This is a genomic window from Shewanella sp. 10N.286.54.B9, from assembly GCF_041468565.1.
GTDB lineage: Bacteria > Pseudomonadota > Gammaproteobacteria > Enterobacterales > Shewanellaceae > Shewanella.
Genome location: NZ_JBFRIY010000071.1, coordinates 1 through 11,611 on the forward strand (window position 1 = coordinate 1; position 11,611 = coordinate 11,611).

The following is an 11,611-nucleotide window of genomic DNA, read 5'->3' on the forward strand; positions in this document are numbered from 1 at the left end:
ACATTAGCTCAGTTGCTAAAGGTGAAAAACGATACCTTTGGTCAATGTTTACAGTTAGGGTGTAATAAAAGATTTACGCGACATTAGCTCAGTTGGCTCTTTATAAGAGCAAAAGGGCGATACCTTACCAAGCTATAGAGCATCGATTTTTTTAAACCCACCGTTGTTTAAGTCAAAAGCTCGCTCCAATCTTCCCCTATAAAAATCTCATAAAATCAAAAAACACTAAAGCACAAATATATCTGTAGCTCAGTTGTGCTTGTTGATAGAGTTGATACCTTTTTTTGCCAAGGTATAGGTCATCAGTTCGAACCTGATATGTCGCTCCAAATACAAACTTATGGAATGACCAAATTCGGTAAGTAAAAAGATTTACGCGACATTAGCTCAGTTGACTCTTTATAAGAGCAAAAGGACGACACCTTACCAAGGTATAGGGCATCGGTTTTTATAAACCCACTGTTGTTTAAGTCAAAAGTTCGCTGCAATCTTCCCCTGTAAAAATCTCATAAATTCTCATAAAATCAATAAACACTAAAGCAAAAACAGATCTATAGCCCTGTTGAGCTTGTAGATAAAGTAGATAGCCTTTTTTTGCCAAGGTATAGGTCATGGGTTATAGCTCATCGGTTCGAACTCACCATTGTTTAAGCCAAACGCTCGTTCCAACCTCCAGTTTCAATACCTTTTCTTTCAAGCTTGCGCTAAAGATGTCTCTATGAGGTACTTCATGCACTAAACTTTTTATTGAGGAAAAAGCGATTTTAAATTGAAGGGAACAAGTTGGAGTGTTTGTTGCGATAGTGTGATCAAGCGCTAGTTTCTTTAATAATCTCTAAAGTAGGCGTATTTGGAATAGACAAAACATGACAGCCTTCAAACCTTCAGTGTTCTGTTCAGACCATAATAGTATCAGACTAATTTTTAGCTTGTCACCGAAAGTGCGAGCGATAGGAGATCGGTATATGCGTATTCAACAACTTAGTGAGCTTATAGATTATGTAGCGACTTGTCGCCTTGAGATGGCTCAGCTATATAGTCGTTTACATACCCAAGCGGATTCTTCACGAGTAAAGTTAATGCTAGAGTATTTTCAGCATCATCAGCGCCAGACAGCTGAAAAACTAGAAAATTATATCGATGAAGCGCCTAAGAAAATACTCGATACTTGGTATAAAGATATCGTTTTTGAAGACTTTGTTTCTCGTTGTCAAAAACAGACTTTACCCGCCAATATGACCGAAGATGATGTTTTAGAGCTACATCTAGAGCTCGATAATAAGCTGATAGGCTTAATCGAAAAAACCTCTTTGTCTTCAGGCTGTAGCGAAACGAAAGGCGCGCTTGAAGATTTAGTCAGAGTAGAAAAAATCCAACAACAGCGATTAGTTCATAGCAGTATACGTATGGATGATATTTGATCTACTCAATCAATGTTCTACTTGCTTAAGGCACCGAATGGTGCCTTTTTTGATCTAAATAAAGGCTAATGCAACGCTTAGTTTGTGTTAGATCAAACTATAGAGATTTAAACGTTTTGTGAATGAACAATTCATATGCGTTTCAGTCTGATTAGCTACTATTCTAATTTGGTTGAAGTTCAGTTCTAGGAAAAGCTTAATGAGTGAAAAGTATTTATCAGCATTATTATCAGTGTATTCAGCCGAACAAGTGAAGCAGGCTGAAATTACTGCTGTCAAAGATAGCGATATAAGCCTTTTTAATCTGGTAGAGCGGGCTGCGTCAGCGGTATTTGAACAACTTCAATCAATCGATGTCCCCACTCAGTCTGTTTTAATCCTCGCTGGGCATGGCAATAATGGCGCCGATGCTTACACCACTGCTGCAATGTTGATTAGGGCAGGTTGGTCAGTTTGTTTGCAAGCCTCTGCTGCGAAAAGGCCATCTGAAGAGTTAGAGCGTGCTATCGCAGAGTTTGAGGAGGCGGGCGGTTACAGCACAGCTTTTAATATTGAAAAAATAACTCAAGCGAATGTGATTGTCGACGGCCTGCTTGGCACAGGTGTCAAAGGAGAGCTAAGTGATGAAATCGTCTCTATTATTAAAGCTGTAAATAACAGTGCAGCGTGGGTATTGTCACTCGATGTTCCATCTGGGATTGAGCCTAATACAGGGTGGGCGAGACAGGTGGCGATTGAAGCCAATATGACACTGACTTTTGGTGCTATTAAGCAAGGCTTATTGACTAGTCAGGCTCGCCACTGCTGCGGAGAGTTAATATTAGCGGATATAGGGTTGTCTCCCTATTTGGCTCAAAGTAACGTAAAAAAACTAGTCTGTGACGATCTGCCAAAGGTTTTCAAACCGAGAAGAAGAGATTCTCACAAAGGCGACAGCGGCAAAGTCACAGTGATTGGTGGTGACTTTGGTATGTCTGGTGCGGTGCGACTGGCGTCTGAATCCAGTTTGAGAAGCGGAGCCGGATTGGTTACGGTCATATCTAGGCCTGAGCATCAGGTTGTTGTTTGTAGCACTAGGCCAGAGCTGATGTTTTGGGGATGCGAACTAGTGGATATGGAAGTCTACCTAAAACTAGGCTGGGCTGATGTACTCGTTATTGGGCCAGGGCTGGGCATTGCTGATTGGGGCTACAATTTATTAAAAGCGGTTGATCTTGCAGAAAAACCGAGTGTTATAGATGCCGACGCATTGAACCTGCTAGTGCAATTTACCCTGACGAGCAAGAATTGGGTATTGACACCCCACCCCGGTGAAGCTGCTAGGTTACTCGGCGTCAGTATTGCTGAAATTGAACAGGATAGGTTTAACGCGGTGCGCCAACTGCATGCTAAATATGGCGGCGTGATTGTATTAAAAGGCGCAGGTACGCTAATTTATAATGGTAATGAGTGTATCGTTGCACCCGTTGGCAACCCTGGGCTTGCCAGTGGCGGTTGCGGAGATGTTTTATCCGGTATTATCGGTGCGTTAATGGCGCAAGGTTATGACAATATGCAAGCAGCCTCTCTAGCGGTGGTGATTCATGGTGATGCAGCAGATCTTGCGGCTAAAGACGGAGAAAGGGGGATGCTTGCGAGTGATCTCATGCCTTTTATTCATCAGTTGGTTAATCAAATCTAGTTTAGAATTGTAGGTGTTTAGGTTAAAGTAGCGCATTGTGGATAATGTGCTAGTCGGACGCCTTTTTAAATTAATATGAATATACAATCTATCACCCTAGATCTTGAAAATGAGCAAGCTACAGTTAGCTTAGGTAATCAGTTAGCAGGCTTAATTACGCCGCCGTTGACACTTTATTTGAGTGGCGATCTCGGAGCTGGTAAAACGACGTTTAGTCGTGGACTCATTCAAAGTTTAGGCCATGAGGGAGCGGTAAAGAGCCCTACTTATACCTTAGTTGAACCATACGAAATGGCGGGTATTGAGGTATTTCATTTTGACCTTTACCGCCTCTATGATCCAGAAGAGCTGGAGTTCATGGGCATACGTGACTATTTCACTGAGCGTAGCTTATGCATTGTCGAGTGGCCTGATCGTGGTCACGGTCTATTACCCCAAGCTGATATACATATCTATATTAAATATGTTAATACTGGACGACAAATAGAATTACAGGCTCTCTCTGCTAAGGGCGAAGAAATATTGGCGTGTTTAAATAATAATGATAAAAAACAATAATATATTTAAGTTAGCTCTACTGTTACTGACATTATGCACATCCTTTTTTGCGCACAGCGCGAACAAACTCGAAGGCGTAAGGGTTTGGGCTGCGCCTGAATCGACACGTATCGTATTTGATTTAAGCCAATCTCCGAACTATAGCCATTTCACTTTAACTAACCCATATCGCCTAGTGGTTGATTTAAAAAAATCCTCCAATAAAGTCGACTTAGCGAAGATCGCTAACAACAGTAAGCTAGTTAAAAGAATTAGAAAGAGTTCGCCACCAGAGAAAGGTACACTCAGAATTGTTATTGATTTAACAAAGCCTCTGAAAGCGAACTTGTTTGCGCTACCTCCAACCGCACCCTACGGCAATCGTTTAGTCGTTGATCTCGACGGTGGTAGCACTAAAGCAAAAAGTCAGCCGAGCAAGCCCGCTACCGCTTTAAGAGATGTCATCGTTGCTATCGATGCTGGTCATGGCGGAGATGATCCCGGTTCGATTGGCCCTTCTGGCATGTACGAGAAAAAAGTCGTATTACAAATCGCCAAGAAAGTTGCTGCTAAAATCAATGCGACCCCCGGAATGAAGGCGGTAATGACCAGGACTGGCGATTATTTCGTTAATTTGAATCGCCGTTCAGAGATTGCCCGTAACAGTAAAGCAGATCTATTGATTTCGATTCACGCGGATGCTTTTACCTCACCTCAACCTAGAGGGGCGTCAGTCTGGGTTTTATCTATGCGTCGAGCCAACAGTGAAATTGGTCGCTGGCTAGAACAAAAAGAGAAGCATTCTGAGTTGCTGGGTGGAGCAGGTGAGATAATCCAAAATACCGATAATGAACAATATTTAGCGATGACTTTACTGGATATGTCGATGGATCGTTCGATGGCTATCAGCCATAACATCGCTGGAGATGTGTTATCCAATCTAGGTAAAGTGACAAAGCTACACAAGCACAAGCCAGAGTCTGCGAGCTTTGCGGTGCTGAAATCGCCTGATATCCCGTCTATATTGGTTGAGACTGGCTTTATCTCCAACCATAAAGAGGAGCGGCTACTGTCTCAGCGAGAGCATCAGAATAATATTGCTAAAGCAGTCCATAAGGGCGTAGTTAAGTATTTTGAAGCCAATCCTCCGGTCAACTCGCTACTGGCGAGTAAAAGTAACACTAAACATAAAGTCCGCAGTGGTGAATCCCTGTCGGTCATTGCTCATCGGTACCAAATTTCGATCAGTAGCTTGAAAAAAGCCAATAAACTTAAATCCGATTCTTTAAGAATAGGGCAGACGTTGGTTATTCCACGAGCCTAATATGTTGCAGTTAAAGAGTAAAAAATGGCTATAGAAAAGTTACCACCTCAGCTTGCTAACCAAATAGCAGCCGGCGAAGTTGTTGAGCGCCCAGCGTCAGTCATCAAAGAGCTGGTAGAAAACAGCTTAGATGCTGGCGCTACCCGAGTCGATATCGAAATCGACAAAGGTGGTAGCAAACTTATCCGCATACGAGATAATGGCTCAGGGATCCCTAAACAAGACTTGAGCTTAGCCTTATCTCGTCATGCGACATCAAAGCTTAAATCTCTAGATGATTTAGAAGCCATTATGAGTTTTGGATTTCGCGGTGAAGCGTTAGCCAGTATCAGCTCTGTTTCGCGGCTAACATTAACGTCCAGAACAGAAACCCAAGCTGAAGCCTGGCAGGCAAAAGCAGAGGGCACCGAGATGGCGGTGCAAATTTTGCCTGCTGCTCACCCGGTGGGAACAACAATAGAAGCCGTCGATCTGTTTTTTAATACTCCTGCTAGACGTCGTTTTTTAAAGAGTGATAAAACAGAGTTTACCCATATCGATGAGTGGCTAAAGCGCATTGCTTTAGTAAGAAGAGATATTCATTTTACCCTTAAACATAATGGTAAAACAGTGCGTAACTACCGCCCAGCTATGACCGAAGTGCAATTTTTGCAGCGCTTGGGCCAAGTGTGCGGTAAAGTATTTTCCGAGACCTGTTTACACATAAACTGCAGTCATAATGATCTTACTTTAAGTGGTTATCTACAAGCGCCTGATACCGCTAGCGGCTACAGTGAAACGCAGTATTTTTACGTTAACGGTAGATTGGTGAAAGATCGGTTAGTTAATCATGCCGTTCGTCAGGCTTTCTCAGAATATGCCGCAGGCGTTTCTCCCGGGTACGTGCTGATGCTTGAATTAGAACCGCATCAGGTTGACGTCAACGTTCATCCGGCAAAACATGAGGTTCGTTTTCATCAAAGCCGCTATGTACATGATTATATTTTGCAAGCTCTACAATCCGCTATGGCGCAATCATCTGAATTGAGGCTTGAGTCCCAGGCCACTGCTACAGATGAAAGCGGAGTACACTTTGAACCTGACAGTGCAAATAGTCATGCTGCCTCTATCAGTTATAGTGAACCATCTACAAAGCCTATAGCTGTCAATGAGCGTCCTATACCGTCAACAGCAACAAGCTATAATCAAGGGCAGTCTAGCTATAGAACACCTTTAAGAGCTACGACTCATAGAGCGGATGTGGAACTGCCCAGCCAAAGTAGTTTAGAAGCTTATGCAAACTTGCTTAGCAGCAGTACAACAGACGCAGCATCGACTAGTGCAAAGTCAGTTAGCAATCCACATACTTCGGCGGTGTCTGATGCTAGTGGCAAGATGCCTGCTGTATTGGCTGATGAGTATTGGGTAATAGTGGAAGGTAATAACATTCGTTTACTGAGTATTGCTGATGTTGTTAAAGAAACTGCTCGGCAACAGATCCAAGCTAAATTGGCGCAAGGGTTAGTGGGCCAACCTTTGTTGATGCCTGTGGCTGTACCTGTCGATCATATTTGGAATGAAGTTATTGAAACTCGAGAACAATTGCTAAGAAAGTTGGGAATTGAGCTATCTATCCGACTTGGGCAGTTGATTATTAAAAAAGTGCCCCCATATCTGAGAGACAGCCAATTGGCTGTTTTGATCCCAGAGTTATTACAATGGGTTCGATTTGAGGAGCCGAGCGATGATGCATTAGTCCATTGGCTCGCGACACAAGCTTCAAGTCGTTTTACTGCCAGCGCCGAGGCGTGGTTAGCATTTAGTGCATTAGATAGTAGCGCAAAAAGCGCTCTTTATAACCAAAGCCAGGAACTTCCTTGGCAGCAATGGATGAAAGAATCTCAGAGTGACTGATAAGAAAAAACATAAAATAATCACCTTAATGGGACCAACAGCATCAGGTAAAACTGCGTTGGCTATTGAGTTGGTGAAAAATTATGACTGCGAAATTATTTCCGTAGACTCAGCATTGATCTATCAACAAATGGATGTAGGTAGTGCTAAGCCGGATGCCGCAGAGCTTGCTGTTGCTCCTCATCACCTGATTGATATTATCGACCCTGCACAGAGCTACTCGGCAGCGGACTTTAGAAAAGACGCATTGCTCAAAATAGAAGATATCATCAGCCGCGGTAAGACCCCGTTACTGGTGGGTGGCACTATGATGTATTTTAAAGCGTTGATAGAAGGCTTATCACCACTTCCGGGTGCCAATGAAGAGATTAGGGCGCAAATTGCGGCTGAAGCAGAGGCTGATGGCTGGCAAGCTCTGCATGATCAATTGAAAGTGGTAGATCCGGTTGCTGCTGAGCGTATTCACCCTAATGATCCGCAACGATTAGCAAGAGCTTTAGAGGTTTTTCGGATCAGTGGCAAGTCTTTAACTGAGCTAACGAAAGTAAAGTCAGATGCATTCCCTTACGAAGCGATTCAATTTGCGATTGCACCTAACGACAGAAAGGTGTTACATAAAGCAATAGAAACTCGTTTTAAGGCTATGTTAGGTCTAGGGTTTGTTGCAGAAGTTGAAAAATTAAAGTCACGTGATGACTTACATTTAGAACTGCCCTCTATGCGCTGCGTAGGCTATCGACAATGTTGGCAGTATTTAGATGGTGAATATGACTATGAAACTATGGTTGAAAAAGCTATTGTGGCTACTAGGCAATTAGCAAAACGTCAATTAACATGGTTACGTGGTTGGCCTGACTTAATTTGGCTTGAAAGCGGTGCTGAAAATAATCTTGATACAGTATTGCGATATAGTCGCTAGCTAATTGGCGATAGCTGTATAATACTAAAACCAAAGAATAAAGTTTTCTAGTATTAGAATTACTATTGATATTACATAAAAAAGGAAATTAGAAAATGGCAAAGGGGCAATCTTTACAAGACCCGTTTTTGAACGCATTGCGTCGTGAACGCGTTCCAGTATCTATTTATCTTGTTAACGGCATTAAGTTACAAGGACAAGTTGAGTCTTTTGATCAGTTTGTCATTTTGCTTAAAAACACTGTAAGCCAAATGGTTTACAAGCATGCCATTTCTACTGTGGTGCCATCACGCCCATTTAACGTGAGTAACCACCAGGCGACAAATGCACAAGCTGGTTACAACGCTCAGCATGACGAAAGTGATGAGAAGTAATTTTTTGAGGAGATTGCTTTTTGTTTGATCGTTATGAGGCAGGAGAACGAGCGGTACTTGTCCATATCGACTTCTCTGATGAAGATAACCGAGAAGACCTAGTAGAACTTAAACTTTTAGTTGAATCTGCTGGGGCGCAATCAATCGGTGTCATTACAGGAAGTCGTCGGGCACCGGACCGTAAATTTTTTGTCGGTTCGGGTAAAGCTGAAGAATTAGCTGCGATGGTTGCGGCAACAGATGCCAATGTGGTGATATTTAACCACGCACTGAGCCCAGCTCAAGAGCGAAATCTCGAGCATATGTGTGAATGTCGAGTGCTCGACAGAACAGCATTGATCTTGGATATTTTTGCTCAGAGAGCAAGAACCTATGAAGGCAAGTTACAGGTGGAGCTAGCGCAACTGCGCCACATGTCTACACGCCTTATCAGAGGTTGGACGCATCTAGAAAGGCAAAAGGGTGGTATTGGTCTTCGTGGACCCGGTGAAACCCAGCTTGAAACTGATAGGCGTTTATTGAGAGGGCGAATTCGCACAATTAATAAGCGTTTAGCTAAAGTTGATAAGCAACGAGATCAAAGTCGCAGAGCTAGGCAGCGAAGTGATATGTCGACGGTTTCTTTGGTCGGTTACACCAACGCTGGTAAATCGACGTTATTTAATGCATTAACAGAGTCTGATGTATACGCTGCTGACCAGTTATTCGCTACGTTAGATCCGACATTGAGAAAGCTGGAATTGCCAGATGGTCATATTGTCTTGGCGGATACAGTTGGGTTTATTAGGCACTTGCCTCATGACCTTGTTGCTGCATTTAAAGCGACATTGCAGGAAACACGGCAAGCAGATTTGCTATTGCATGTTGTTGATAGCGCAGATGAAAATATGGCTGATAATTTTGAGCAGGTACAAAGTGTGCTCAAAGAGATCGACGCCGACGAAATTCCTCAGTTGATTATATGTAATAAAATCGATCTGCTGGATGAGGTGAAACCTCGCATTGATTATGATGACGAAGGTAAGCCAATCAGAGTCTGGGTGTCTGCCCAGCAACAAAAAGGCTTGGAACTAGTTCAAGAGGCTATCAACGATTTGGTTGGTAAAGCTGTTAAAGAGCTAGACTTGCAAATCCCCGCTTCGGCAGGGCACTATCTTGGTCAGTTTTATAAACTGGATGTAATACAGCAGAAAGAGTATGACGATCTGGGGAACTGTATGATCTCTGTACGCTTGTTAGAAGCCGATTGGCGTCGACTGGTTAAGCAGAGCCTTGGTGAAATAGAAACTTTTATCGTCGATGATGTCGCCGTATAAATAGTAATTTTAGTAATCTCGTTTATTTCATACACTATGGAGTACTAAATGGCTTGGAACGAGCCCGGTAACAAGGGTCAAGACCCTTGGGGAAAGAAAGGTGGTAACGATAAGGGACCACCAGATCTAGATGAAGTTTTTCGTAACCTTTCTAAACGCTTTGGCGGAAAAGGCAATGGTTCAGGCAATGGCATAAGTTCAATGAGCTTAGTGATTGTTTTGGCTATTGCTGTTGTGGTTTGGGGGCTATCTGGCTTCTACACGGTTAAAGAAGCCGAGAAAGGTGTTGAGTTGCGTTTTGGTGGCTATATTGGAGAAGTTGATCCAGGCCTGCAATGGAAAGCAACCTTCATTGATGAAGTTACTCCAGTGAACGTGCAAACGGTTCGCTCGATCCCTGCTTCTGGTAGCATGCTAACGGCTGATGAAAATGTCGTCTTAGTTCAACTAGACGTACAATTTCGTGTCAACAATGCCAAGAACTATCTTTACAGCGTAGTTGACGCTGATGCTAGTTTACGTGAAGCCACTGACAGTGCATTACGCTATGTGATCGGCCATAACACCATGGATGATATTTTGACTACAGGTCGAGACAAGATCCGTCGTGATACATGGAACGAGATTGAGCGTATTATTGAGTCCTACAACCTAGGTATCATGATTGTTGATGTTAACTTCTTGCCTGCTCGTCCACCTGAAGAGGTTAAAGATGCCTTTGATGACGCGATTGCAGCTCAAGAGGATGAACAACGCTTTATCCGTGAAGCGGAAGCTTACTCTCGTCAGTTAGAGCCTAAAGTTCGTGGTACTGTACAAAGAATGGATCAACAAGCTAAAGCTTATAAGCAAAGAGTCACGCTTGAAGCCCAAGGTAAAGTTGCCCGCTTTGAACAGTTGCTTCCTGAATATCAGGCGGCCCCAGATGTTACTCGTGAGCGTATGTATTTCGATACGATGCAAGAAGTAATGAGTGGGACTAGCAAGGTGCTTATTGATGCTAAAAATAGCGGCAATTTAATGTATTTGCCACTCGATAAGTTGATGCAAAATAGTCAGTCAAATAAGTCTGTTAGCACTAAAAGTAAACCCGCACAGCCTATAATGTCGGTCAACAGCACGACAAATAATAGCAGCATGCCTCTTGATGGTCGTCCATCAAGAGGTGATCGTACGGGGAGGAATTAAGTATGGGTAAATTTACTGCGGTAATAGCAGCTGTACTTGTTGCAATCATTTTGTCATCACTTTTAGTCGTTAATGAAGGCGAGCGAGCTATTGTTTCTCGTTTTGGTAAAGTCCTAAAAGATGACGGTATTACACGCGTTTACACGCCTGGTTTACACATTAAGATCCCCGGCCTTGATAAAATCAAGTTCATGGATTCTCGTGTACAGACGCTAGATGGTGCAGCAGATCGTTTTGTAACTTCAGAGAAGAAAGATCTTATGGTCGATTCTTATGTGAAGTGGCGCATCTTGGATTTTGAACGTTACTACTTATCGACTAATGGCGGTATTAAGGCCAATGCTGAAACCTTGCTACAACGCAAGATCAACAATGACCTTCGTACCGAGTTTGGTCGTCGTACGATTAAAGAGATCGTTTCGGGTAGTCGTGACGAACTGCAATCTGATGCACTAGAAAATGCTTCGGAGAGTGCCGCTGACTTAGGTATTGAAGTTGTTGACGTTCGTGTTAAGCAAATCAATTTGCCAGCAAACGTTAGTACCAGTATTTACCAGCGTATGCGTGCTGAGCGCCAAGCTGTTGCGAAAGAGCATCGCGCTCAAGGGCAAGAGCAGGCAGAGATTATTCGCGCTAAGACTGATGCTAGTGTGACTATTCAAACAGCTGAAGCTCAACGCAAAGCGTTGACTATTCGTGGTGAAGGTGATGCGCAGGCCGCTAAAATTTATGCTGACGCTTACACTAAAGACCCTGAGTTCTTTAGCTTTATGCGAAGCTTAGATGCGTATAAAGACAGCTTTGATGGTGACCGTGATGTCATGGTACTTGAACCTGATAGTGAGTTCTTTAGATATATGAAGAGCTCTACAGGTAAATAACCTTATCGCTTGATCATAAAAGGCCTAACAACTGTTAGGCCTTTTTTATGTTCGAAATGTCCCGTCCTGAGATAAGT

At 43.1% G+C, this 11,611-nt stretch carries 10 protein-coding genes; all 10 read left to right on the forward strand.

The features are described from left to right. The first annotated feature begins 965 nt into the window (after positions 1–965). Positions 966–1,421: a hypothetical protein gene (locus AB4135_RS20635; RefSeq protein ID WP_371995310.1), complete on the forward strand. Its 456-nt coding sequence runs from the start codon at positions 966–968 to the stop codon at positions 1,419–1,421. Positions 1,422–1,620: 199 nt separating this feature from the next. Continuing rightward, positions 1,621–3,102 (forward strand): NAD(P)H-hydrate dehydratase, encoded by a 1,482-nt coding sequence (locus tag AB4135_RS20640; RefSeq protein ID WP_371995311.1) that lies wholly within the window; start codon positions 1,621–1,623, stop codon positions 3,100–3,102. An 81-nt stretch (positions 3,103–3,183) separates the two neighbouring features. Beyond that, positions 3,184–3,660 carry a tRNA (adenosine(37)-N6)-threonylcarbamoyltransferase complex ATPase subunit type 1 TsaE gene (tsaE, locus tag AB4135_RS20645; protein ID WP_371995318.1) on the forward strand — a complete coding sequence of 159 codons (477 nt, stop codon included), beginning with the start codon at positions 3,184–3,186 and terminating at the stop codon, positions 3,658–3,660. Continuing rightward, on the forward strand, positions 3,644–4,963 hold the full coding sequence (locus AB4135_RS20650) for an N-acetylmuramoyl-L-alanine amidase (RefSeq protein ID WP_371995312.1): 1,320 nt from the start codon (positions 3,644–3,646) through the stop codon (positions 4,961–4,963). The genes tsaE and AB4135_RS20650 overlap by 17 nt, the downstream gene beginning before the upstream one ends. Positions 4,964–4,987: 24 nt before the next feature. Then, the gene (gene mutL / locus AB4135_RS20655) at positions 4,988–6,856 is read left to right on the forward strand and encodes a DNA mismatch repair endonuclease MutL (protein WP_371995313.1); all 1,869 of its coding nucleotides are present in this window, start codon (positions 4,988–4,990) and stop codon (positions 6,854–6,856) included. Next, complete coding sequence (miaA, locus tag AB4135_RS20660; protein ID WP_371995314.1) at positions 6,849–7,775, forward strand: tRNA (adenosine(37)-N6)-dimethylallyltransferase MiaA; 927 nt, start codon at positions 6,849–6,851, stop codon at positions 7,773–7,775. The genes mutL and miaA overlap by 8 nt, the downstream gene beginning before the upstream one ends. Before the next feature lie 95 nt (positions 7,776–7,870). Further along, positions 7,871–8,149 (forward strand): RNA chaperone Hfq, encoded by a 279-nt coding sequence (hfq, locus tag AB4135_RS20665; protein WP_202286414.1) that lies wholly within the window; start codon positions 7,871–7,873, stop codon positions 8,147–8,149. 20 nt (positions 8,150–8,169) lie between these two features. After that, complete coding sequence (gene hflX, locus AB4135_RS20670) at positions 8,170–9,465, forward strand: ribosome rescue GTPase HflX (protein WP_371995315.1); 1,296 nt, start codon at positions 8,170–8,172, stop codon at positions 9,463–9,465. Between the two features lie 48 nt (positions 9,466–9,513). Beyond that, positions 9,514–10,653 carry an FtsH protease activity modulator HflK gene (hflK, locus tag AB4135_RS20675; RefSeq protein WP_371995316.1) on the forward strand — a complete coding sequence of 380 codons (1,140 nt, stop codon included), beginning with the start codon at positions 9,514–9,516 and terminating at the stop codon, positions 10,651–10,653. A gap of 2 nt (positions 10,654–10,655) precedes the next feature. Then, positions 10,656–11,534, forward strand: coding sequence for a protease modulator HflC (gene hflC, locus AB4135_RS20680; protein WP_371995317.1), 879 nt, complete (start codon positions 10,656–10,658; stop codon positions 11,532–11,534). Positions 11,535–11,611: the final 77 nt, after the last annotated feature.